We start from the raw sequence: 22,517 nt of genomic DNA on the forward strand, positions 1-22,517 counted from the left end.
TGCGATGAAATCTCGCAGGAAGACGTGCAGGATAAGTCGCCGGTTGAGCATTTAGCTCCCGGCGCGAATCTCATCACTGTCTATTAGAGGGAGGTGGCGCGTGAATAACGAAATAGTGCAGTTCAGCGCCCTAACTGTTGTCTTGCTATTGGTGCTCTTCTACGGAGGCACCTTCTTTATTTCCACCCGAATCGGAAAGAAAAAAGAGAACGCCGACGACTACATGACGGCGGGAAATAAAATTGGATTCGGCATTTCCGCTGCAAGTATGACGGCTACCTGGATCTGGGCTTCGTCGATGTACGCCTCAGCCACCTCCGGGTACACCTATGGAATCTCCGGTCCGATCCACTATGGGCTCTGGGGCGCGTTGATGATTCTGTTCATCTACCCATTCGGCAAGCGGATTCGCAAGGTCGCGCCCCGCGCGCACACCCTCGCCGAGGTCATGCATGCACGCCACGGCCGCTCCAGCCAGCTGATGCTGGCCGGGTCGAATATTGTCGGTTCGGTCATCTCCTTGATGTCCAACTTCATCGCCGGTGGCGTATTGATCTCGATGCTCTCGCCCTTCAACTTCATCCAGGGCGTGCTGGCCGTTGCCGGTGGCGTTCTGCTCTACACCCTGTGGTCCGGGTTCCGTGCCTCGGTACTGACCGACTTTGTCCAGGTCGTAGGCATGCTGGGCGCTGTAGCAATCATTGTCCCGGCGATCTTCTTTGCCGCAGGGTTCCCGGCCGCATTCGAAACCGGTGCGAGCAACTTGACCCCGCAACAGTCCAATTTCTTCTCCTCTGAAGCATTCCTGGGCCAGGGGGCACCCTACATTGCAGCCGTTCTGGCCTACGCAATTGGCAACCAGACTATTGCCCAGCGACTCTTCGCAGTACGCGAGGACTTGATCAAGCCAACCTTCATCACTGCAACCATCGGCTACGGAGCGATGGTCATCGGCGTGGGCATGCTCGGCGTGCTCGCCCTGTACCTTGGGTTCGAGCCGTCGGGTGGAGACATGAACAACCTCATCCCCGAGATGGCTGCCAGCTACCTGCCAGGTGTTCTGCTGGCATTGTTCTTCATCATGATCATTGGTGCGCTGTCGTCAACTGCTGACTCGGACTTGGCGGCCCTGTCTTCGATTGTGATGGCTGACGTGTACGGCCAGAACGTTGCCGGCAAGGACAAGGCCGATCCGAAGAAGATGCTGCTCATTGGCCGTGCGACCATGGTCGTTGCCACCGCATTGGCAGTCGCTTTCGCGAGCATGCAGCTGAACATCCTGGACCTGCTGGTCTTCGTCGGAGCTCTTTGGGGTGCTCTGGTCTTCCCGGTTCTGGCCAGCTTCTACTGGAAAAAGGTCACCAACAAGGCCTTCACCGTTTCGGTACTCGTTGCACTGGCGATCTTCATCCCTGTTCGCTTCGAACTGATCCCAGTCAATGGCGTCACCGGCTTGCTGATCGAGCTGCTGTCGGTGATTGGCATCGGCGTGGTCGTGGCGTTGATGAGCTTCGGGTTCTTCGGCCTGCGCGTTGCCAAGATTGTCGGTGTCGTCGCGATGCTGGCCAGCGCGCCGTTCGTCTTCGGTTTCCTGCGCGACTACACGACCTTGAGCGCCTCGCTGGTTGCCTACTCGGTCAGTACCATCGTCTGCTACCTGCTGTCGTTCAGATCCAAGATGGAATTCGACTTCGATGTCATCGCTGTACGCACCGGCGACTTCGACGCAGTACCTGGAAAGCCTGACGCTGCAGATGCCGGACACGATGCCAAGAGCCTGGGAGGCAAATAATGACGACGTTTTTCTTGAGCCTGTACGTACTGGTATGGCCAGTTATAGTGGCCGGAGTACTGTTCTTCATCAGCAGGGGCTTTATCCAGGAATGGCTGGAAGCCCGCCGCAATGGTGAAGACATCATCTAGTAACCGGGCACGCGAAGCGGCGCTCCATGGAGCGCAGGAACCCCGTACAGCAGCATTTACCAGCTGTACGGGGTTCCTGCATCTTAACGGGGCAGCAAGAAGCCGGGACCAGCTTTCCTCATGAGGGAAGCGGTCCCGGCATTTCGCATGGTTCCAGCACTCAGGGAGAAGCACCGGAACCAAGAACGGCCCGGAAGGTACTAGCCGTTGAACCTCTTCCCGTTGACACGTTCGGAGGCGCCAACCTGGTCCAGGTACGGGGTGATGCCACCGAGGTGCATTGGCCAGCCGGCACCGGTGATCATGCATAGATCGACGTCGGCTGCTTCGGCAACGACGCCCTCATCCAGCAGCAGCCCGATTTCCTCGGCCAGAGCATCTTGAACACGAGCCAGGATCTGTTCCTTGCTCGAGTGCTGATCGCCGAAGGCCATCAGCTTTTCAGCCTCGGGATTCAGCACCTGGTTGCCTGCCTCATCCTTGACCCAGAGGGCAGTGATCTTGGCATCGATCAGTTTCTGCAGATTCTCCGAGACGGCAAATCGTTCGCCGAAAGCGGCGTTCAGCGACTCGTTGACATGCTGCGCGACCGGCAGACCTACCATCGCCAACAAGGTCAACGGGCTCATTGGCAGGCCCATGGGGGTCAGTGCCGAGTCAGCTGTCTTCGCGTCGGTGCCCTCGTCGAAAGCGGCCTGGACTTCACTCATCAGGCGAAGCAGTACGCGGTTGACCACGAATGCGGCAGAATCCTTGGTTTTCACCGTGGTCTTCTTCAGCTTCTTGCCCAGCACGAATGCAGTGGACAGCGAGGAATCGTTGGTCCACTCCGTAGCAGCAATTTCCAGCAGCGGCATCACGGCTACCGGGTTGAAGAAGTGGAAACCGACCAGGCGCTCTGGATACGACAAGTCGCGGCCCATCTCGGTGACAGAGAGCGAGGAAGTGTTGGTGGCCAGGATGCACTCGGGGGAGACCACCGCTTCAACCTCTGCGAAAACCTGCTTCTTCACATTCAGCTCTTCGAAGACGGCCTCGATGACGAAGTCGGCATCCGCGAACGCCTTCTTGGTGACCGATCCGGTAACCAGAGCCTTGGTGCGGTTGACCGCATCCTGGCTCATGCGGCCCTTGGCGTGCAGCTTGTCGATCTCGCCATGGATGTAGGCAAGGCCCTTGTCCACGCGCGATTGATCCAGATCGGTGATAACCACCGGAACGTTCAGGCGGCGGGCGAACAGCAGGGCCAGCTGGCCAGCCATCAACCCTGCGCCAACGACACCCACTTTGGTGACGGGGCGCGCGAGCTTTGGATCCGGTGCGCCGGCGGGGCGCTTGCCGCGCTTCTGGACCAGGTCCAGGAAGGCGTACACGGTGTTCTGGAACTGCGGGGTGCTCATCAGGCCAGTCAGCGCTTCGACTTCAAGGACTGCTGATTCCTGCTGCGAGATGGCCAGGCCCTTGCGGAAGACCTCAAGCACCTTGTACGGTGCCGGGGCCGCGCCGGACAGCTTCGCATCGACGAACTTTTCGGCAGCGTCGGCCGCATCCAGCCAGCGGCGAGCAACCTCGGGATCGGTTGGATCGACCGCATTGGGGCGCTTGACCTCTGTGGTTCCGGAGATGACACCGTCAGCGAAGGCAATGGAGTGCTCGATGAAGTCAGCTGGTTCGAACAGGGCGTCGGCCACCCCCATCTTGGCAGCTGCCGGACCGGAGAGGGTGCGGTTGCTGTTCAGCGGGTTCTCGATCATGACCTTCAGCGCGTTCTCGGGGCCGACTAGGCGGGGCAGGCGGTATACGCCGGCCCAACCCGGGATCAGGCCGAGGAAACCTTCTGGCAGGCCCAAAGCGCCCGCGGCGGTGCTGACCGTGCGGTAGTTGCAAGCCAGCGCGATTTCCAAGCCGCCGCCGAGCGCCAGGCCGTTGATGAAAGCGAAGGTCGGAACGCCCAAATCGGCAAGCAGCTCATAGGTGTAGTGGCCCAGCGAAGCCATGGCGGTTGCTTGATCCGGTGCGCTCAGGCGGGTGACGGCCGACAGGTCGGCACCGGCAATCAGGAAGTACGGCTTGCCGGTGATCGCCAGGGCATCGATCTCGCCATTCTTGGCGCGTTCTGCTTGGACTTCCAGCGCGGCGCGCAGTTCCAGCAGGCCATTGGGCCCGAGGGTGGTCGGCTTCTTGTGGTCCAGGCCGTTATCCAGGGTCAGCAGTGCCAGTGTCTTGCCGCTTGGCAAGGCCACGTCCTTCACGAAGGTGTGGGTGACGGTCTCATCGTGCATCAGCTGCGCGACAGCCTGGAAATCTTTGCTCATTGCAGTCATTGTCTCTTCCTTATGCCTTGCTGCCGAAGTCCGCGTGGTTTGGGTTCTCCCAGATCACTGTGCCGCCCATGCCCAAGCCGATGCACATGGTGGTGATGCCATAGCGCACCGAATGGTCTTCGGAGAACTGGCGGGCCAGCTGGGACATCAGGCGCACGCCGGAAGAGGCCAGCGGGTGGCCCACGGCGATGGCACCGCCGTACCGGTTCACGCGCTCATCGTCCTGGTCGATTCCGTAGTAGTCGAGGAAGGACAGCACTTGCACGGCGAAAGCCTCGTTGATTTCGAACAGGCCGATGTCGTTGATGCCAAGGCCGGCCTTGGCCAGGGCCTTTTCGGTGGCCGGCACCGGCCCGTAGCCCATCACGTCCGGGTCCACGCCGGCGAAGGCGAAGGAGACCATGCGCATCTTCGGTTCCAGGCCCAGTTCGCGCACTGCCTCGCCGCTGGCCAGCAGGGCGGCGGTGGCTCCGTCGTTCAAGCCTGCTGCGTTGCCTGCGGTCACGCGTCCGTGGGCGCGGAAGGGGGTGCGCAGTTCGGCCAGCGATTCCATGGTGGTGCCTGGCCGTGGCGGCTCGTCAACCGAGTTCACGGCCCAGCCTTCGCCCGGCCGCTTGGCTGCCACGGGGATCAGATCGGCCTGGATCTGCTGGTTCTCGTAGGCCTTGGCCAGCTTGGCCTGCGATGCGACAGCATAGCGGTCGGCGCGTTCCTTGGTGATCGCAGGGAAGCGGTCGTGCAGGTTCTCCGCGGTATTGCCCATGTTCAATGCTTGCGGGTCGACGATGCGCTCGGAGAGGAAGCGCGGGTTCGGGTCCGCTCCGGCGCCCATGGGGTGGTTGCCCATGTGCTCCACGCCGCCGGCGACCACTACATCGTAGGCGCCGAAAGCGATGCCGCCGGCGGTCGCGGTGACGGCGGTCATCGCTCCGGCGCACATGCGGTCGATGGCGAAGCCCGGAACGGACTTGGGGATACCGGAGAGCAGGCCCACGGTGCGGCCCAAGGTCAAGCCCTGGTCGCCGGACTGCGTAGTTGCGGCAATGGAGATCTCGTCGATCTTCTCGGCAGGAACTTCCGGGTTGCGTTCCAGCAGGCCGCGTACGGCTTTGACGGCAAGGTCATCGGCGCGGGTACCGTGGTAGATCCCCTTCTCGCCGGCTTTGCCAAATGGGGTGCGTACCCCGTCGATGAAGACGACATCGCGGTCGTCGAGCGAAGGGCGCGCATTGTTGCGCACGGTCGAAGCGTTGGCACTCACCGTCGGGCTCCTTGGGGTTAGTTCATGCTGCCCGTGAAGACCGGGCAGTGGCCAGCATCACTGTGACCTGAACCATACGTTACTCAGTAGTAACTTGAAGTGCAAGTGCAGCACCTCGCAAATCCGGGAACCCGCGGTGAATCCTTCTTGGAAACCGCCTAGGCCTGCTTCAACGCGATGGCCAGCTTGTCCGCAAGAAGCCCACGCTGCCACTGGCGGGCACCGAGATTTTCCAGCATGTCCGCTACGCTTGCCTCGCTGATGCGAGCCGGCGCATTCCAGCACAATTCACGCAGGTACTTCGGGGTCAAGAGATTCTCGCCGGGAATATTCCAGTGCTCGCTCACCTCATTGACGACCAGCTTGGCCGCGTCCAGCCGGTTCGCCGCGGCCGGGTTCTTTTCGGCCCATGAGCGGGGGTGCGGCAAGTCCGGCTTGGGGGCGCGCAGGTCGGGCAGGTCCCTGGTGCTATTGCCGCGCTTGATCGCGTCGACCCAGCGTGCGGCATCGCGTTTGGCATTGCGCGTGTGGAACCCGGGGATCTGCAAGAGCGCTGGAACGCTGGTGGCGCGCTGATCCACGGCGGCCATGATGGCGCGGTCGGGAATGAGCCGACCCGGGGCAACGTCGCGGCTCTGCGCCAGGGCTTCGCGGGAAAGCCACAGTTCGCGAGCTACCGCCAGATTGCGTCGGCTCTTGAGCTTATGGATGCCGGACAATTTGCGCCACGGCACCTGTGCCGGGGAAGGGTCAGGCAGATTGCGTTCGTACTCGAATTCCTGGAAGGCGAAATCCAGCTTGCCCTGCTCTTCCAGCACCGCGGTGATGGCCTGGCGCAGCTCTTCGAGAACTTCCACATCCAGTGCGGCGTAGTTCAGCCATGATTCAGGCAACGGGCGGGTGGACCAGTCCACTGCCGAATGTTCTTTGGCCAACTGCAGCTCGAGCAATTCGCCCACCATGGTACCCAGCGAGACGCGGGGGAATCCCGCAAGACGGCCAGCCATCTCGGTATCGAACAGCGAGGTAGGGGACATGCCCAATTCGTGCAGGCACGGCAAATCCTGGGTGGCCGCATGCAGGATCCAGGGCTGCTCGTTGACGAACTCGCGCAGCGGGGACAGATCGTCCAGGGTTTCAGGGTCGATCAGCCAAGTACCCGCACCTTCTCGGCGAATCTGCAGCAAGAAGGCGCGCTGGCCGTAGCGGAACCCGCTGGCTCTTTCGGTATCCACGGCCAGATCGCCGATGCCGGCTTCCAGCGCCCGCACTGCACGGCGCAAGGCAGGTGCGGTGTCGATGACTTCGGGGATCCCGTCGCGTGGCGCACTTAGTGGCGTCAGAACGGGTGCGGCGGCCTCGTTGGCAGTGGTGGATGATGCGGGAGCGGAAGAGTCAGAATTCGGCATGGTGCTTCCATTCTAGGACTATTCGGCTCCATCGCATTGATAATCGCTAGCTCAGGCGGCGATGAGGCAGCTGCTGCACGCCTTCGGGCAGGGGAGGCAGGCCGGCGAAAGTGCAAACCATATCGGCCCACGCGCTCAGATGCGTTCCCAGATGGTCAGAGTCCGGGGACCAGGAAGCACGCAGCTCGATATCGATATGGTCTTGTTCCCCGGCGAGATTGCCGAAGGATTCGGAAATTACCCGAGTCGCAGTACCGCCAGCGGAATGGTATGCGGCGTCGCGATCGCGCAGGGCTTCTTCGAGCCATGACCACGCGACGGAAGCCAGCATGGAATCCTGGCCCATTTCATGATCCAGACGGGCCCGAATGTAGGTGACGATGCGGAACTGGCCATTCCACAGTTCTTGGCCTGCGGGGTCGAAAAGGAGGATGAAGCGTCCGGTGGCCAGCTGCTCGGCTGGTTGGAGGAACGGGGTGCGGCCAATCTCCTGGCCCTGGGGGCCGTGTCCGGGAGCAACCACATCCATCACGTCGCCACTGAGTGCCAGCGCGAACGGCGCCAGCCTACCAGGGGCCGGAATTTCGGTGAATTTCAGTTCCTTGCGCACCTTGGCATGCGACAACTCTTCAAGGGCCGTGGCAAAGGCCTTCGGAATGGCGGAAGCAGGGCGATCATTGGTCACAATTTGAGTCTAAGCGCGCCGTACCCGAGCATGGGTACGGCGCGCCGACCGCGGGTTCATGCTAAGCGGCGGCGTAGGCGCCAAGCAGCTCGTGCAGCTTGGCAATGAACGCTGCAACATCTTCCTCGGTGGTGTCGAACGAGCACATCCAGCGCACTTGGCCGGCCGCACGATCCCAGTCGTAGAAGCGGAAGTGCTCGCGCAGCTGGTCGCTGACCTCGGTAGGCAGCTGGGCGAAGACGCCGTTGGCCTGAGTCGGGTAGACCAGCTGGACTCCGTCAATTTCCTCAACTGCCTGCGAGAGCTTGGCGGCCATGGCGTTGGAGTGGCTTGCCAATTCGCGCCACAGATCGGTGCCGTAGAGCTCGATCAGCTGTGCGGAGATGAAGCGCATTTTCGAACCCAGCTGCATGTTCATCTTGCGCAGGTACTTCAGGTCCTGGGCCAGTTCGCTGCGCAGGGTCAAAATGCCCTCACCGAGCAGGATGCCGTTCTTGGTACCGCCGAGGGAAACAATGTCCACGCCGACGTCAGTGGTCAGCGCGCGCAACGGCACGCCCAGGGAGGCCGCGGCGTTGGACAGGCGCGAGCCATCCAGATGCACTTTCATGCCCAGCTTGTGCGCGTGGTCGGTGATGGCCTTGATTTCCCCAGGGGTGTACAGGGTGCCCAGCTCGGTGGCCTGGGTGATCGACACGGCCAGCGGCTGCGCGCGGTGCTCGTCGCCCCAGCCCCATGCTTCCTGGTCGATTAGCTCTGGAGTCAGTTTGCCGTCGGGAGTGTCAACCTGCAGCAGCTTGAAGCCGCCGATACGCTCCGGAGCACCGTTCTCATCCACATTGATATGTGCAGAAGATGCGCAGATGACAGCGCCCCAGCGTGGAAGCAAGGACTGCAAGGCGATGACGTTGGCGCCGGTGCCGTTGAAAACCGGGAAGATCTGGGCTTCCGGGCCAAAGGCATGGCGGGCGACGTTGCCTAGTTCCTCGGTGTACTGGTCCTCACCGTAGGAGATCTGGTGGCCGCCGTTGGCGCGGGCAATCGCATCCATGATGCGCGGGTGCACGCCAGAATAGTTATCCGAAGCGAATCCGCGAATCGAAGCGTCGTGGGTAAAAGTCATGCTGTGGAGGTCCTTAGTAGTTCAAGGGGTGAAGTCGAAAGCTATGCCAGTGCAGCGCCCAGAGGTGTGCACCGGCCAGTAATCAGGCCTTGGGCAATGCAACCCGGGTGCCGTTGAGCTCGCGGGCATCCTGGCCAAGCAAAGCCACTGCGGCCTGGGCAAGAAACTGCACCGGGGTCTGCCCGGAAGGCGTTTCTTCGGGAGACTTGTCGCTCAATGCCTTGACGACCCAACTCACCGCGGCGGCATTTTCTGCCTGCTTGGCGAACAGGCGGGCGATGGCATTGACCCAGTGTTCCGCTGCGGCCTTGACCGCACCGTAGTTGGCATTGGACGGGGTCGGATTCAGCACTGCCTCGGCACTGACTATCGCCAAGCGGCCTGCGGGGGAGGCGACCAGATCATCGACGAAGGCGCGGGAGGTGTTGCGCAGGGTGGTCAGCACGCTGCTGTGCAAGAAATCCCAGTCCTCGTCGGTTTGGCCGGTGATCGACTTACCGCCACGCCAGCCACCTACCAGGTGGATCAGCGCATCGATGCTGCCGTGCTCTTCATGAATCCGCAGCGCCAATTGCTTGACCGCTGCGAAGTCGCCCAGATCGCATTCATAGCGGGCATGAACGAACGGGAGGCGTTCGTCGAGGCGCTCTTGGTTGCTTCCCACTGCAAGCACACGCGCTCCGGCATCAACCAGCGCGGTGGCGCTGGCAATGCCGGAGGCGGAAGTAGCACCGGCAAGGAGCACTAGTCTGGATGTCTCGTTCAAGGAGATTCTTTCTTTGCTCACATTTTCTAGCCTAGAGGAAAGGCTAGATTTTCGTTGCCCCGGTCATGCCCTTGGTCGATTCGATGACGGTGGCCATTTTCTTATTCAGAGCTTCGTAGAACATCGACAGCGGGAATTCATCGTCCATGACCTGGTCGGTGATTTCACGTAGTGGTGCGGTCAGCGGCAGGGCATCCGGACCCTTGGCCCAGACCGACGCGGGGTTCGGGGTGACGGTGGCCGAAACCAGTTCGTAGGCAGCAAGCCAGTGAGCCAGCTTCGGACGGTCGATGGACTTCCAATACAGTTCGTCGATCGCATCCCCCAAGGCTGCAACCACCTCGGGTACCTGATCCCAATCGATGCTCAACTTGGTGTCGGTCCAGTGCAGTACATGGTGCTGGTGCATCCATGCGAACAGCAACTGGCCACCGAGACCGTCGTAGTTGCGTACGCGCGAGCCGGTGATGGCGAAGCGGAAGATGCGGTCGAAGATCACCGCGTATTGCACCAGCTTGGCCATCTTGGCGCTCTTCTGATCCGAAGCCGGGTTGGCGGCGATCTTCATGCATTCGCGGAACGCGGTCAAATCGCAACGCAGTTCTTCGAGCGAGTAAAGGAAGAACGGCATGCGCTGCTTGATCATGAACGGGTCGAATGGCAGATCGCCACGCATGTGGGTGCGGTCGTGAATCAGGTCCCACATGATGAAGGTTTCTTCGGTCAGGTGCTGGTCCTTGAGCAGCTCTGCGGCGTCATCGGGCAGTTCGAGGTTGGTGATGCGTGTAGCTTCCTGCAGGACCTTGCGGAAGCGTACAGCCTCACGATCCTGGAAGATCGCGCCCCAAGTGAATGACGGAGTCTGCCGAATGGCGACCGACTCCGGGAAGAGCACCGCGGAATTGGTGTTGTAGCCTTCGGTGAAGTCGATGAAGCGCAGCGGCACGAACAGGGCGTTGGCGTAGTCCTTGCTCTCCAGGTCGGCAATGAACTCAGGCCACATGACCTGCACCAGCACGGCTTCGAGGTGGCGGTTGGTTGAACCGTTCTGGGTGTACATCGGGAAAAGCACCAGATGCAGCAGGCCGTCAATGCGCTGGGCCTGGGGCTGGAACTGCATCAGCGAATCGAGGAAGTCGGGAACGCCGAAGCCTGCATCTGCCCACTGGCGCAGGTCCGTGACCAGCTGCTCAAGATACTCTGCGTCGTGCTCGAAGTGCACGCGCAAGGACTGCACCGACTCGATGATGGAATCAACGAGCTTGGCAGCCTGTGGTGCAGATGCGCTGTCGGCCAAGGAACCGTCCTGTGCCTGGAGGCCCTGGAACTCGGTGGCGGCAGACTTCAGCGTCAGCCAAGCTTCCGAGTTTGCGATCTGCAGTACTTCTGCGTCGGTGGCCGGTACTGGCTTGGAGGAAATCTGAGTCATTTCATACACCTTCTTTTCATGTTTGGGGCAGCGCTCAAGTGCTTACCTTGAACGCTACGCTCAAACAACAGAAAAGGTGATGCTAAGTCTTCAGTGAATAAGCAACTCTTGCTCTAAATGTGATCCATGCCTTGCCACCGACAAAGGCATTAGCCCTGAGCAGGACGCAGGGTCAAGCTCAAAGAGTTCATGCAGTAACGCAGATCGGTTGGGGTTTGGAAACCTTCACCCTCGAAAACGTGGCCCATATGCGAATCGCAATTGGCGCAACGCACCTCAACACGCTTCATGCCCATGGACTCGTCGCTGATATAGCGCACCCGATCTTCGGCCAACGGCGCGAAGAAGGAAGGCCAGCCGCAACCGGCATCGAACTTCGTAGTGCTGGCGAACAGTTCCGAACCGCAGGCTCGGCAGGAGTACACGCCCTCGGTAGTGGTATCCCAGTATTCGCCGGTAAATGGACGCTCGGTCCCTGCTTGGCGCAATACTCGGAATTCCTCGGAAGAGAGGATCTGCTGCCACTGCACATCGCTGCGCGCGGCTGCTTCGTCTGCTGGCTGTGCTGATTGGTTTACCGATTCATCATTCATGCAATATAAAACGCTTGAGCAGGCTAGATGATTCCCGGGCCAGGTCATGGAAAGATGAAAACATGGCTCGGAACATCGTAGATACCATGCAACCCCGCAGCGCAGTGCCTGCAACCCTGATTGGGGTTGGGCTGGGACTGGGCGCCGGTTCCCTGGTGGCCGCCAGCGTATCAGCGCTCGCCGGTTACTTCGCCCGACGTGTAGTGACCCCGGAAGAACGCCGCACCGGCAACAGCATCATCCGGGAGGTCGTCACCGATGCCGAGGGCAAACTCTGGTTGCATTTCAACAAGGACGCCGATACCAGCGAACCTGGTCCGTGCAGCTTCCTCACCGAATTCGACTCCTGCGCGCTGCGGCTTTCCGCGCCGGAAGCCGTTCCGGGCAAATCCCGCCTGGTTGCGCGCAAAATCGAGAAGATCTATCGCGGCACCCTCCAGGGAGTACGCCGCGGCAACCTATCCGGGGCAATTTACGAGCACCCCGCGGACCTGGGCTTTGACGCAGAAGACGTAGTCGTGCCCCTGGATGGCGGCGACGGTCCAGCCTGGCTGGTGCGTGGCTCCACGAACGAAGATGTCTGGGTGATTGGCGTGCACGGCCGAGGCGCCCGACGTAATGAGACCATTCGGGCGCTGCCTGCCTTGAGCGAACTCGGGGTTACGACCTTGCTGATGAGCTACCGCAATGACGGTTTGGCTCCGAGCGCCCCGGATGGCCGCTACGGTCTGGGCGATACCGAATGGCATGACGTGGAATCGGGTATCCAATTCGCACTGGACCGCGGAGCGAAGCAGATCATCTTGCTGGGCTGGTCCATGGGAGGTGCCATCAGCCTGCAGGCCGCCGATCGGAGCAAGCTGGCCCACCATATTGACTCGCTCATGCTGGTCGGCCCGGTAATCAATTGGGTAGATGTGCTTTCGCACCAGGCCCGGGCCAATAAGATCCCGCAATCGGTGGGCCTGTTCGGCCAGTGGCTGCTGTCCAATAAGGCAGGGCGCTGGGTCACCGGCCAAGCGGCCCCGGTCAATCTGCGCCGGTTGAATTGGGTGGACCGCGCGGACGAATTGAAATTCCCGACGCTGATAATGCACAGCCGTGATGACGAGTTCGTCCCTAATGGCCCGAGCTTGAAACTGGCGGCGCTGCGCCCGGATTTGGTCACGCTCAAGACCTTTGCCAAGGCAGGGCACACGCGTGAGCCGAATGTGGATCCACAGGGTTTTGCCCGGGCGATCACCGACTTCTTGAGCAAGCGCATGCCGCTGCCTCAAGTCCAATAGCCCAAGGCGGCAAAGGGCCCTGCCCGCGAGAACGATCAACAGATCTCGATCCCGCAGGCAGGGCCCTTTTTTGGCCAAGCGCTGTCTAGCCGGAGGCGATCGGCGCCCAAATGGCTCCGGTCGCCTTCGCGGCATCTCGCGGAGCGATCTCCAGGCTGAAACCGCGGCGCCCGCCAGAAATGAATACCGTCTCGAACTGCTGCGCACTGGAGTCAATGACGGTAGCGGTTTTCTGGCGCTGCCCGAACGGGGAAATCCCGCCCAGGACATAGCCGCTGCGTCGCTGGGCGGCAGCCTTGTCAGCCATCTGCGCCTTCTTCTTGCCCAACGCGGTGCCAATCGCCTTCAGATCCAGCTTCGCATTCACTGGCACCACTGCGACGGCCAGATCCTGGGCGGCGTTGGCCCCGGTGGAGACCATCAGGGTCTTGAAGACCCGGTCGCCACTGGCACCCAATTGCTCGGCTGCTTCGGCGCCGTAGCTTTCGGCCAAGTCGCTATGCGCATAGCTGTGCGCTACATAGCTGATACCTGCCGCATCCAGTGCGGCGGTCGCCGGGGTGGAGGCGGCCTGTTTCTTCTTGCCCACGTGCTTGGGGATCCTTAACTACTGCTTATTGGCTTCTAGCTGCGTTCGATGCAAAACCTACGCAGGCAGCTGCTCTGAGATCTGGCGCTTAATGCGGCCGAGCATGGCGGTCATGCCGCGCATGCGCAACGGCGACAGCGCACGGGTCAGACCCAGCTGCTGGGGCATGTCATCGGGAACGGCGAGAATCGCTGCGGCCTCCGCGCCGTCCAGGCCGGCAGCCAGCACCGAGGCGAAGCCGCGGGTGGTTGGAGCCTCCGGGGGAGCGGAGAAGAACAGTCCCACCGGGTTATTCGCTTCGGCCGAGACTTCTACGGCCAAGAACAGCGGCGACTGGCATTCGACAACCTGCTCGAATAGTTCAGGACGATCAGCCAGGCGTGCTGGAAGCTCGGGCAGCTCGCGCGAGTACTCCAGCAGCAGTTCCAAGCGGTCGGCCTCGGGCACCTCGGTGAACTCCTCGACGATTTCGTTCAGTGCATCGGGGAGCTGGCTCATGCGCGGGCTCCGCGCTGTGCAGGCATCTCGCCGGCGGCTTCGCCGCGAACGATGGGCACGCCAACCGCGTTGCCCCACTCGGTCCATGAACCGTCGTAGTTGCGCACGGTTTCGAAGCCCAGCAGGTGCTTGAGCACGAACCACGTATGGCTCGAACGTTCACCGATGCGGCAGTAGGCCACCACATCGTCGCCCGGCTTCAGGCCGGCGCCGTCGAGATAGATGGCTTCCAATTCTCCGCGCGAGCGGAAGGTGCCGTCCTCGGCCGCAGCCTTGGCCCATGGCACCGATGCGGCGGTTGGAATGTGCCCGCCGCGCAGGGCGCCTTCTTCCGGGTAATTCGGCATGTGGGTACGTTCGCCGGTGTATTCCTCGGCCGAACGCACGTCGATCAGCGGGTTGCCCAGGTGCTTCAGGACCTCCGGAAGGAAAGCGCGGATCTCGGAGTCGACGCGCTCGATCACCGGGTATTCGGTGGCGGTCACGGCCGGCTTCTCGGTGCTCAGCTCGCGGCCTTCAGCGATCCACTTGTCGCGGCCGCCGTCCATCAGGCGTACATCTTCGTGGCCGAAAAGTGTGAAGACCCACAGCGCGTAGGCGGCCCACCAGTTGGACTTGTCGCCGTAGATGACCACGGTCGACTCGCGGGTGATGCCCTTGGCGGCCATCAGCTGTGCGAAGCCTTCGCCGTCAACGTAGTCGCGCGTGACTTCGTCGTTCAGCTCCGTGTGCCAGTCAATCTTCAGTGCGCCTGGCACGTGGCCAGTGGAATACAGCAAGATGTCCTCATTCGATTCCAGTACTACGAGATTCTCGGCTCCGAGGTTGTCTGCCACCCACTGGGTGGAAACCAGTCGTTCTGGGTGAGCGTAGGCTGCATATTTCTCGTTGGACTCGACGGGCAACGACATTCCTAATCACGATCCTTGCGGGTGTCAGTTTTTGCCACGCTGGAAACAGCGGGCACGGGCATTACTTCTAGCCTAGTGCTCATCCATTGCGAACCTAGTGTGCTCTACGACATTTTCGGCAATGATTCGCCGCGTTCAAGGTAAACTGGCCGATGGGAAAGCCACGGCTTCCCGACCATTTCCTGAGCAATCAACTGAAGGACTCCCACAGCCAATGGCGACGATCACCCACCTGAGCGAGACCAAGCCGAATCTTTCAATCGAAGAACTGCTGGCCGGATTCCACCCGTCCTACCGCTTTGGTGAAGTGTCCTTCAATACCTATCGCCCGGATCCTAACCAGCCTTCGCAGACCGAAGCCGTCAATAAGCTCAAGGCTTTCGCAGAAACCGTGGGCAAGAACAACTCCGGTTCGTTCTTCTCCAAGCTTTTCGGCAAGAAGAAGGAAACCAAGAACGGCATCTACCTCGATGGCGGCTTCGGCGTAGGCAAGACCCACCTGCTCGCCTCCCTATGGCATGCAGCCCCGGGCCGCAAGGCCTTCGGCACCTTCGTTGAGTACACCAACCTGGTTGGCGCGCTGTCTTTCCGCCAGACCGTAGAAGTGCTCAGCCAATACTCGCTGGTCTGCATCGACGAGTTCGAACTGGATGATCCGGGGGACACCGTGCTGATGTCCCGGTTGATGCGCGAGCTGTCCGATGCTGGCGTGAAGCTGGCGGCAACCTCCAACACCCTGCCTGGTGCGCTGGGCGAGGGGCGCTTCGCGGCAGTGGATTTCCAGCGTGAAATCAAGACCCTGTCCGAGCAGTTCGACGTGCACCGCGTCGAAGGCGAAGACTTCCGCCACCGTGGCCTGCCCGATGCCCCCGAGCCCTTGGACGATGCGGGCATCAAGGCATTCGCCCTGGATCGCTACCCGGACAAGACCTTGGCCGATGACAACTTCGAGGATCTGGTGGCTCACCTTTCGAAGGTTCACCCGTCGCGTTACCGCCAGTTGCTTTCCGAGACTGATGTGCTGGTTCTGCACAACGTGGATACCATCACCGATCAGGCCATCGCCCTGCGTTTCGTGGTTCTTGCTGACCGCCTGTACGACAAGGACGTGCCAATCGTTGCCTCAGGCAAGCCATTCAGCGAACTGTTCACCCCGGAAATGATGTCCGGCGGCTACCAGAAAAAGTACTTCCGTGCCGTCTCGCGCCTGACCGCTTTGGCTCGTGAAGGCCAAGTTGGAGAACCAGCGCTCTAAGCCGGAAACACCGGTCCCGCCACTTCATCGTCGAGCCCTGCGCTCGACGATGAAGTGCGTTAAGAGCCCTGCCACCAAGGCCCAGAAGGCACCGCCGATCCCGAAGAGCGTGAGATTGCCGGCAGCGACCAGGACCGTGGCCAATGCGCTCAACCGCCAGGAGGAATCGGCCATCGCTCCGAGCAGCGCATTGGCGAGTGTTGCCAGCAAGGCCAAGCCCGCCGCCGCTTGGAACAGCCCCTCGGGCGAGGCGCTGGCCACCGATACGATCAGCGCGCTCAAGGCACCGAAGACCAAGTAGAAGACACCTGAACTCGCCGCCGCCCGCCAACGCAGCCGGGGGTCCGGGCCGGCCTGCTCTCCGGCAGCCAGCGCCGCGGTGATTGCCGCCAGGTTGATGGCATGCCCGCCGAAGAACGCGCCGCTAGCCGACCCCACTCCGGTCGCCAGCATGGTGGGGCGCCACGGCGCGGTGTACCCGAAGGAGCTGAGCACGGCCACGCCCGGAATATTCTGCGATGCCATCGTCACCACGAACAACGGAACGCTGATGCTGGCAATGGCCTGCCAGGAGAATTCAGGACTGACCCACTGCAGCTGCGGAAGAACTTCGAGTGAATCCCACGTCGCGGAGCGGCCAATATGCCATAGGCCGAACCCCACCGCCGCCAGCATGCTCAGCGCTACGGCGAATTTCGGAAGGATCCTGAGCCCGACGAAGAACACCAGGAGAATTCCCAACGCGGGCAACGGGATGCTGGCCACGGCTGTAAATGGTTTCAGGCACAGCGGGATCAAGACACCGGCGAGCATGCCTTGGGCAATTGGGACCGGAATACGAGTGAGCAGCCGGTGCAAGGACGGTACCAGACCGGTCAACACGATCAGTGCGCCGCTGACGATGAATGCCCCCACTGCCTGATTGAACCCGAACACTCCGGGAGCCAGTGAGGCGAGCATGGCTGCACCGGGAGTGGACCATGCAATGCTGATCGGCTGGCGGTATCGCAGCGAAAGCGCAATGGTGCTCAGGCCTACGCAGAGGGACAGGACGAATAAGCCTGAGGCGGCCTGTTCGCTAGAAGCTCCGACCTGGAATAATCCGGCCAGTACGACAGCGAAGGATGCTACGAATCCCACCATGGTGGTGATCAATCCCGCAAGCACGGAATGGAAAAGGCCAGCTCCATCCGGGGGCGTGTGACGAGTCATACTCTTTTTCTACAGGGTGGCGCCGGTTTGCCGAAAATCGGCATGAATTAATTCCCCTGATATGACGTTAAAGCAGGGAAGGCACCGACCTCGGTCGGTACCTTCCCAGGATGCTCGGGCAAGCCGAGGGGAGTGCGTCGAGGAATTAGGCCTCGTTATTCTCGCCTTCGCCTCCGCCAAGGCCATTGAGGTAGTCGCCAGCGCCCTGCTGGACACCGTCTACCTGCTCGGCGAACTTGCCGCCGGTCTTGTCATCGACAAAATCACCAGCCTGTTCGATACCCTGGGATACCTGCTCCGGGTTCTCCTTGGCGAATTCCTCTGCCTTGCCACGCAGATCATCAAATCCTGCCATGCTGCACCTCCATTCGTCTGTGGGAACCCCTGTAGCTCCACAACTACTACCCACCCTAAAGGCTCAGGCCAACGCATGGAAGTGTATTAGAGACATTTCGCCAGTTGCCTAGGTGTTTTGCTGGTGGATGTCAGATTGCACACAGGTTAGCTATTTACTAGTCAGGGAAGTGGTAGCCGCCTGGAATGATGGTTAAAGCAAAGATGGGAATCACGAAAAGTGATTCCCATCTTTATTTGGAGCGGTCAACGAGGTTCGAACTCGCGACCTCAACCTTGGCAAGGTTGCGCTCTACCAGCTGAGCTATGACCGCAAAACTATATTCAATTATTTGGAGCGGTCAACGAGGTTCGAACTCGCGACCTCAACCTTGGCAAGGTTGCGCTCTACCAGCTGAGCTATGACCGCATATATTTAATTAGTAGATCCATGGTCTGGTGAACCATGATTCCGTGCGCGATACTGGGATCGAACCAGTGACCTCTTCCGTGTCAGGGAAGCGCGCTACCGCTGCGCCAATCGCGCAAAAAAGATCAAGCAACCTTCATTGCGAGGTGGGGACGGGATTCGAACCCGCGTATACGGCTTTGCAGGCCGCTGCCTCGCCTCTCGGCCACCCCACCATACTGACCGAAGTCAGAGTGACTAGTTTTACCTAGTCGGTGAATCTTTTTGCGAGCGGACAACGAGGTTCGAACTCGCGACCTCAACCTTGGCAAGGTTGCGCTCTACCAGCTGAGCTATGTCCGCAAAATGTGTTGTTTTCTGAACGTTTCCGTTCGCTCCAACGAGTAAAAACTCTATACGAGTTTTCGCATCCCCACAAATCGAAACGCTGAGATCTGGTTCACATGGCCTAAAAACCGCGGAACTACGCGGAAAATTGATTTTTCCGTCTCGACTAGGAGCGAAGCAATCCGAGTGCATGCCATGATCGTGTGCATGACGTCACCAAAACTGGCTATTCAAACAGACCTGGGCCGCATGTACAGCCGAAAAGTCGGCGGGGAAGCGATTGTCCCATCCATCACCACAGTCATCGGCATGGACAAGCTCGACCTCTCCGGCTGGGCCGGGTACATGGCGGCCAAGTCGCTTTCCGATGATCATCGGCTGGTGCAAGCGGTGGGGGACCCGCGCCAATTGCGCTCACTCGTGCGAGATGCAGCCGGTGCGGCCGAAGCTTATCGGGATTCCGCGGCCATGCGCGGGGACCGGGTGCATAACTACGCGGAGCAGCGCGCCCTGCAAGCGCTGGATCTGGAACATGACCTGGGCGCAGCTCAAGCCGCGCTCGAAGCGAATAAGGAGTTGGGCTTCGCACGCCACTTTGACCAATGGTGGGAAGACTACAACGTCCAGCCCATTGCCGCCGAGGTGACGGTTTGGAATCACAGCGTCGGCTACGCCGGCACCATCGACCTGGTCGCCAAGATTGGCGGTCGAACCTGTCTCGTTGACTACAAGACCAAAAACACCGACCGCAACGGCTTCGTCAAGCGTCCTGACGACAAGGTGATCATGCAGCTCGCGGCCGCATGCAAAGCCGAAGAGCAAGTAGTCGATGCCGAACAAGGCACGTGGAAAGGGTGGGAGCACGGGACCGATGCCATGCTGCTCGCCGTAGCCCTGGGCGAGACCGGGGCACGCACCTTCATGGCCCCACCTCCAGCTTTGCCCGACTACTGGTCCAAGTTCTATGCCTTGCGCCGGAATTGGGAAGCCTCATTCAGGATCGCGCAGTCGCGTGCCTCACTGGCCGAAATCACGCCGCCAGCTCAATAAAGTCGCACGCCCACCGCGTAGACTGGAACGGTTAGCTTTCGGCATTGCGAAACCTAATACCAATGTCCACGGCAGGGAAGGTACCAGCGGATTATGGCGATTTTGGGAATTCGGATCATCGGAGACCCCGTTCTACGCACCCCAGCGCAGGAGGTGACCGACTTTGGCCCGGAGCTCCAGAAGCTCGTCGAAGACATGGATCAGACGATGGAAAACGTCACCGGTGCAGGACTTGCCGCACCGCAGGTCGGTGTTTCCCTGCGTGTCTTCACCTACCAAATTGGCGAAAAACGCGGACATATCGTGAATCCGGTGCTGGAGCTCAGCGAGGATTACCAGGAAGACCAGGTGGAGGGCTGCCTGTCCATCCCGGGCATTGCAGCACCAGTTCGGCGCCGGCGCTATGTCAGGGCCACCGGCTTCGATAAGTTCGGCAACCCGGTAGAACTCGAAGGCGCCGACATGCTCGCCCGCTGCTTCCAGCACGAAACCGATCACCTGGACGGCATCTTGTTCCTGGACCGGCTGGCACCAGAAGAAAAGAAAGCGGCGTGGCGCACCTTGCGGGCCAACAACTACTCGCAGACCGCTAACGCCACCGTAAAGAAACGTTCCGGAGCCCTGGGCTCCAGCTTTGGCGCAGGATTGGGGTTCTAACTCATGCGTATTTTATTCGCCGGCACACCACAGGTCGCCGTCACTTCCCTGGATTACCTGCACGAGGCCGGTTTTGAAATTGCCGCAGTGCTCACCCGTCCCGATGCCCCGTTGGGACGCAAACGCGTGCTGACCCCATCGCCGGTTGCCGCTCGCGCCGCAGAGCTTGGCCTGCCGATCATCAAGGCTGCCAAGATCACCGAAGAAACTACCGCCGAACTTGCGGCCTTGGACCTTGAAGCCGCGGCCATCGTCGCCTATGGAGGGCTAGTGCCGGAGGCGGCATTGGCAGTTCCAACCTATGGCTGGATCAACCTGCACTTCTCCTTGCTGCCGCACTGGCGGGGTGCCGCTCCGGTGCAGCATTCCATTATCAACGGCGATGACATCACCGGTGCAGTCACCTTCCAGCTGGAAACCGGACTGGACACAGGTCCGGTATTCGGACAGGTCACCGAGAGAATTGGTGAACTGGACACCGCAGGCATCATGCTCGAACGGCTCAGCCGGTCCGGCTCGAACCTGCTGGTGCAGACCTTGCAAGCTCTGGATTCCGGACAGGCCATTGCCATTCCGCAGTCCGGATCGCACACCTACGCACCGAAGATTACCGACGTGGATGCGGAGCTGGACTTCACCCGGACCGCCACGGAAATACGTCGGCGCGCCCACGGAACCACCCCGTCCCCGGGCGCCTGGGTCAAGGCCGAAGACAAGCGCTTCAAATTCGGTCCACTGCGTGAGCACCGCGAGATCACCGACCTTGCGCCAGGCGAAGTGCGCATCGAGCCAGGCAAGCAGCCGAAGGTATACATCGGCACCGCCACCTGGGCCCTGCAGCCCACCGAAATCCAGCCTCCGGGCAAGAAAATGATGAACGCCAGCGACTGGGCACGTGGAGTGCTCACCCAGGGAACGAAAGTGAGCTTCGCATGAGCGGACAGGAACCACGCGGCGGATACCGCGACAATGATCGCCGCAATGAGCAGGGCCGTACCCGCAACCGCGGCCAGGCCGGCCCGCGCAAGTATTCGGCATCCGCACCCGGCCAGCGAAAGCGCGCGGCCGACCCGGCACGCCTGGTAGCTTTCAAGACCCTGCGTGAGGTATCCGGCGCGGATGCCTATGCCAACCTGGTGCTGCCGAAGATGATCCGCGAATACCAGCTTGACCGCCGCGACGCGGGCTTCGCCACCGAACTGGCCTACGGGGCACTGCGCGGCCAGGGGTTCTACGACGCGATCCTGACCACCCTGGTTGACCGTCCGCTGGCCGAGCTGGATCCGGCCATCCTCGATGCGCTGCGCCTGGGTGCCCACCAGCTGCTGGCCATGCGTGTGCCCAAGCACGCCGCCCTGGATGAAACCGTGTCGCTGGCTCGTGCGCAGATCGGCGCCGGCCCTTCCGGCCTGATCAACGCCGTACTGCGGCGCGTTTCTGCCAAGGAAGCCGATGAGTGGACTGAGCTGCTGGCCAATGCTGCCGCTTCGGAGTCCGAGCGGCTGGCCATCGAGCACTCGCACCCGGATTGGATTGTCCGTGCCTTGCGCGGCGCGCTGATTTCCCATGGCCGCGACGCCAGCGAACTCGAAGCCCTGCTGGAGGCAGATAACCTGGCGCCGCTGGTGAACCTGGTGTCCCTGCCAGGGCTGGGCGATCTGTCCGGCGCCCTGGAATCCGGGGCGGAACCGGGCACCTTGCTGGCTGATTCGGCCACCTACAAGCACGGCGACGTCTCGCGTGTGCCAGGGGTCAAGGAAGGCACCGTGCGTGTCCAGGATGCCGGCAGCCAGGTCATGGCCCGCGCCCTGGCTACTATCGAATTGCCCGAAGCCGGCGAGGACCGCTACTGGCTGGATCTTTGCGCAGGTCCAGGCGGAAAGGCGGCGCTGCTCGCAGCGATCGCCGTGCAGCGCGACGCCCGCCTGACTGCCAACGAGCCAACACCGCACCGCGCTCGCCTGGTCGAGAACTCGTTGGCTGCGGTGCCGCATGACTACTGGATGGTCACCGGTGACGACGGGCGCAGCTTCGGCGGTCTGGACTATGCAGGGGACTACGACCGCATCATGGTCGATGCCCCTTGCTCCGGCTTGGGCGCATTGCGCCGCCGCCCGGAATCGCGTTGGCGCAAAGCCCCGCGCGACATTCCGGAACTGACCAAGTTGCAAGGCGAGCTGCTCGCTGCAGCCTTCAACGCGGTCCGCGTCGGCGGCGTCATCGGCTTCGTCACCTGTTCGCCGCATCAGGCCGAAACCCGCCTGGTTGTGGAAGACTTCTTGAAGCACCACGAAAACGCGGCACTGCTGGATACCAGCGCCGCGGTTTCCTCGGTGATGTATCAGGACGCGCCATCGGCAGGCCATGCACTGGGCGATGGGAGCACCGTGCAGCTGTGGCCGCACGTGCACGGCACCGACGCCATGTTCATGGCAATCCTGACCAAAAAAGCCTAG

General features: G+C 61.2%; 21 protein-coding genes and 5 tRNA genes. 8 read left to right on the plus strand and 18 right to left on the minus strand.

Annotation, left to right across the window (positions count from 1 at the left end; all coding sequences use genetic code 11):
- Positions 1-100 precede the first annotated feature (100 nt).
- Positions 101-1,792 carry a sodium:solute symporter family protein gene (locus ACIOTL_RS07180; protein ID WP_400288210.1) on the plus strand — a complete coding sequence of 564 codons (1,692 nt, stop codon included), beginning with the start codon at positions 101-103 and terminating at the stop codon, positions 1,790-1,792.
- Positions 1,792-1,923 carry a putative transporter small subunit gene (locus tag ACIOTL_RS07185; protein WP_219844114.1) on the plus strand — a complete coding sequence of 44 codons (132 nt, stop codon included), beginning with the start codon at positions 1,792-1,794 and terminating at the stop codon, positions 1,921-1,923. Before ACIOTL_RS07180 ends, ACIOTL_RS07185 begins: the two co-directional genes overlap by 1 nt.
- Positions 1,924-2,123: 200 nt before the next feature.
- Here the strand turns inward: ACIOTL_RS07185 and ACIOTL_RS07190 are convergent, their stop codons facing one another.
- The 8 genes from ACIOTL_RS07190 to msrB all read right to left on the minus strand — a co-directional run bounded on the left by ACIOTL_RS07190 (position 2,124) and on the right by msrB (position 11,513).
- Positions 2,124-4,247 carry a 3-hydroxyacyl-CoA dehydrogenase NAD-binding domain-containing protein gene (locus ACIOTL_RS07190; RefSeq protein WP_332486044.1) on the minus strand — a complete coding sequence of 708 codons (2,124 nt, stop codon included), beginning with the start codon at positions 4,245-4,247 and terminating at the stop codon, positions 2,124-2,126.
- A 10-nt stretch (positions 4,248-4,257) separates the two neighbouring features.
- Positions 4,258-5,508: an acetyl-CoA C-acyltransferase gene (locus ACIOTL_RS07195; protein ID WP_181148799.1), complete on the minus strand. Its 1,251-nt coding sequence runs from the start codon at positions 5,506-5,508 to the stop codon at positions 4,258-4,260.
- 158 nt (positions 5,509-5,666) lie between these two features.
- Positions 5,667-6,917 carry an HRDC domain-containing protein gene (locus tag ACIOTL_RS07200; protein ID WP_105656737.1) on the minus strand — a complete coding sequence of 417 codons (1,251 nt, stop codon included), beginning with the start codon at positions 6,915-6,917 and terminating at the stop codon, positions 5,667-5,669.
- Between the two features lie 46 nt (positions 6,918-6,963).
- Positions 6,964-7,602: a DUF3000 domain-containing protein gene (locus ACIOTL_RS07205; protein ID WP_105656736.1), complete on the minus strand. Its 639-nt coding sequence runs from the start codon at positions 7,600-7,602 to the stop codon at positions 6,964-6,966.
- A gap of 61 nt (positions 7,603-7,663) precedes the next feature.
- The gene (locus ACIOTL_RS07210) at positions 7,664-8,725 is read right to left on the minus strand and encodes a threonine aldolase family protein (protein ID WP_400342226.1); all 1,062 of its coding nucleotides are present in this window, start codon (positions 8,723-8,725) and stop codon (positions 7,664-7,666) included.
- An 82-nt stretch (positions 8,726-8,807) separates the two neighbouring features.
- Entirely contained in the window at positions 8,808-9,512 is a 705-nt protein-coding gene (locus ACIOTL_RS07215; protein ID WP_286134570.1) for an SDR family oxidoreductase, read from the minus strand.
- Positions 9,513-9,534: 22 nt separating this feature from the next.
- Complete coding sequence (locus ACIOTL_RS07220; RefSeq protein WP_332486054.1) at positions 9,535-10,920, minus strand: DUF6421 family protein; 1,386 nt, start codon at positions 10,918-10,920, stop codon at positions 9,535-9,537.
- Between the two features lie 149 nt (positions 10,921-11,069).
- On the minus strand, positions 11,070-11,513 hold the full coding sequence (gene msrB / locus ACIOTL_RS07225) for a peptide-methionine (R)-S-oxide reductase MsrB (protein WP_332498793.1): 444 nt from the start codon (positions 11,511-11,513) through the stop codon (positions 11,070-11,072).
- 62 nt (positions 11,514-11,575) lie between these two features.
- Here msrB and ACIOTL_RS07230 point away from each other — a divergent pair, with 62 nt between their 5' ends.
- Positions 11,576-12,799, plus strand: a complete 1,224-nt coding sequence (locus ACIOTL_RS07230) for an alpha/beta hydrolase family protein (protein ID WP_400342228.1) — start codon at positions 11,576-11,578, stop codon at positions 12,797-12,799.
- Between the two features lie 85 nt (positions 12,800-12,884).
- On the opposite strand, the gene ybaK is transcribed toward ACIOTL_RS07230, so the two are convergent.
- Genes ybaK through ACIOTL_RS07245 form a run of 3 tightly spaced genes read right to left on the minus strand, consistent with a single transcriptional unit; the run spans position 12,885 to position 14,797 of the window.
- Positions 12,885-13,388, minus strand: coding sequence for a Cys-tRNA(Pro) deacylase (ybaK, locus tag ACIOTL_RS07235; RefSeq protein ID WP_105656730.1), 504 nt, complete (start codon positions 13,386-13,388; stop codon positions 12,885-12,887).
- Positions 13,389-13,445: 57 nt separating this feature from the next.
- Positions 13,446-13,886, minus strand: a complete 441-nt coding sequence (locus ACIOTL_RS07240; RefSeq protein ID WP_400342229.1) for a SufE family protein — start codon at positions 13,884-13,886, stop codon at positions 13,446-13,448.
- Positions 13,883-14,797 (minus strand): sulfurtransferase, encoded by a 915-nt coding sequence (locus ACIOTL_RS07245; RefSeq protein WP_400342230.1) that lies wholly within the window; start codon positions 14,795-14,797, stop codon positions 13,883-13,885. Before ACIOTL_RS07245 ends, ACIOTL_RS07240 begins: the two co-directional genes overlap by 4 nt.
- Before the next feature lie 214 nt (positions 14,798-15,011).
- On the opposite strand from ACIOTL_RS07245, the gene zapE reads away from it, so the two are divergent.
- Entirely contained in the window at positions 15,012-16,052 is a 1,041-nt protein-coding gene (zapE, locus tag ACIOTL_RS07250) for a cell division protein ZapE (protein ID WP_400342231.1), read from the plus strand.
- Between the two features lie 24 nt (positions 16,053-16,076).
- Here zapE and ACIOTL_RS07255 read toward each other — a convergent pair whose 3' ends face one another.
- From ACIOTL_RS07255 to ACIOTL_RS07285, 7 genes are all read right to left on the minus strand, one after another.
- The gene (locus ACIOTL_RS07255; RefSeq protein WP_400342232.1) at positions 16,077-17,264 is read right to left on the minus strand and encodes a benzoate/H(+) symporter BenE family transporter; all 1,188 of its coding nucleotides are present in this window, start codon (positions 17,262-17,264) and stop codon (positions 16,077-16,079) included.
- A 145-nt stretch (positions 17,265-17,409) separates the two neighbouring features.
- Positions 17,410-17,619, minus strand: a complete 210-nt coding sequence (locus ACIOTL_RS07260; RefSeq protein ID WP_133834248.1) for an antitoxin — start codon at positions 17,617-17,619, stop codon at positions 17,410-17,412.
- 237 nt (positions 17,620-17,856) lie between these two features.
- Positions 17,857-17,932 (minus strand) — tRNA-Gly (locus ACIOTL_RS07265).
- A gap of 19 nt (positions 17,933-17,951) precedes the next feature.
- A tRNA-Gly gene (locus tag ACIOTL_RS07270) sits at positions 17,952-18,027 on the minus strand.
- A 45-nt stretch (positions 18,028-18,072) separates the two neighbouring features.
- Positions 18,073-18,144: transfer RNA gene (locus ACIOTL_RS07275), tRNA-Val, on the minus strand.
- A 27-nt stretch (positions 18,145-18,171) separates the two neighbouring features.
- A tRNA-Cys gene (locus ACIOTL_RS07280) sits at positions 18,172-18,242 on the minus strand.
- Between the two features lie 54 nt (positions 18,243-18,296).
- Positions 18,297-18,369, minus strand: a tRNA-Gly gene (locus ACIOTL_RS07285).
- 192 nt (positions 18,370-18,561) lie between these two features.
- On the opposite strand from ACIOTL_RS07285, the gene ACIOTL_RS07290 reads away from it, so the two are divergent.
- The 4 genes from ACIOTL_RS07290 (at position 18,562) to ACIOTL_RS07305 (ending at position 22,517) form a co-directional block, all read left to right on the plus strand.
- Complete coding sequence (locus ACIOTL_RS07290) at positions 18,562-19,404, plus strand: PD-(D/E)XK nuclease family protein (protein ID WP_400342233.1); 843 nt, start codon at positions 18,562-18,564, stop codon at positions 19,402-19,404.
- A gap of 93 nt (positions 19,405-19,497) precedes the next feature.
- Positions 19,498-20,061 (plus strand): peptide deformylase, encoded by a 564-nt coding sequence (def, locus tag ACIOTL_RS07295; RefSeq protein ID WP_133834247.1) that lies wholly within the window; start codon positions 19,498-19,500, stop codon positions 20,059-20,061.
- Positions 20,062-20,064: 3 nt separating this feature from the next.
- Entirely contained in the window at positions 20,065-20,997 is a 933-nt protein-coding gene (fmt, locus tag ACIOTL_RS07300; RefSeq protein ID WP_133834246.1) for a methionyl-tRNA formyltransferase, read from the plus strand.
- Positions 20,994-22,517, plus strand: coding sequence for an RsmB/NOP family class I SAM-dependent RNA methyltransferase (locus tag ACIOTL_RS07305; protein ID WP_105656722.1), 1,524 nt, complete (start codon positions 20,994-20,996; stop codon positions 22,515-22,517). Before fmt ends, ACIOTL_RS07305 begins: the two co-directional genes overlap by 4 nt.

It is taken from the genome of Glutamicibacter sp. NPDC087673 (assembly GCF_044743255.1).
Classification (GTDB): Bacteria; Actinomycetota; Actinomycetes; order Actinomycetales; family Micrococcaceae; genus Glutamicibacter.

Coding starts and splice junctions, on each gene's coding strand:
- ACIOTL_RS07185 (WP_219844114.1), top strand. CDS start 1,792: ATGACGACGTTTTTCTTGAGCCTGTACGTACTGGTATGGCCAGTTATA.
- ACIOTL_RS07190 (WP_332486044.1), bottom strand. CDS start 4,247: ATGACTGCAATGAGCAAAGATTTCCAGGCTGTCGCGCAGCTGATGCAC.
- ACIOTL_RS07200 (WP_105656737.1), bottom strand. CDS start 6,917: ATGCCGAATTCTGACTCTTCCGCTCCCGCATCATCCACCACTGCCAAC.
- ACIOTL_RS07210 (WP_400342226.1), bottom strand. CDS start 8,725: ATGACTTTTACCCACGACGCTTCGATTCGCGGATTCGCTTCGGATAAC.
- ACIOTL_RS07220 (WP_332486054.1), bottom strand. CDS start 10,920: ATGACTCAGATTTCCTCCAAGCCAGTACCGGCCACCGACGCAGAAGTA.
- msrB (WP_332498793.1), bottom strand. CDS start 11,513: ATGAATGATGAATCGGTAAACCAATCAGCACAGCCAGCAGACGAAGCA.
- ACIOTL_RS07230 (WP_400342228.1), top strand. CDS start 11,576: ATGGCTCGGAACATCGTAGATACCATGCAACCCCGCAGCGCAGTGCCT.
- ACIOTL_RS07240 (WP_400342229.1), bottom strand. CDS start 13,886: ATGAGCCAGCTCCCCGATGCACTGAACGAAATCGTCGAGGAGTTCACC.
- ACIOTL_RS07245 (WP_400342230.1), bottom strand. CDS start 14,797: ATGTCGTTGCCCGTCGAGTCCAACGAGAAATATGCAGCCTACGCTCAC.
- zapE (WP_400342231.1), top strand. CDS start 15,012: ATGGCGACGATCACCCACCTGAGCGAGACCAAGCCGAATCTTTCAATC.
- ACIOTL_RS07255 (WP_400342232.1), bottom strand. CDS start 17,264: ATGACTCGTCACACGCCCCCGGATGGAGCTGGCCTTTTCCATTCCGTG.
- ACIOTL_RS07260 (WP_133834248.1), bottom strand. CDS start 17,619: ATGGCAGGATTTGATGATCTGCGTGGCAAGGCAGAGGAATTCGCCAAG.
- ACIOTL_RS07290 (WP_400342233.1), top strand. CDS start 18,562: ATGACGTCACCAAAACTGGCTATTCAAACAGACCTGGGCCGCATGTAC.
- def (WP_133834247.1), top strand. CDS start 19,498: ATGGCGATTTTGGGAATTCGGATCATCGGAGACCCCGTTCTACGCACC.
- fmt (WP_133834246.1), top strand. CDS start 20,065: ATGCGTATTTTATTCGCCGGCACACCACAGGTCGCCGTCACTTCCCTG.
- ACIOTL_RS07305 (WP_105656722.1), top strand. CDS start 20,994: ATGAGCGGACAGGAACCACGCGGCGGATACCGCGACAATGATCGCCGC.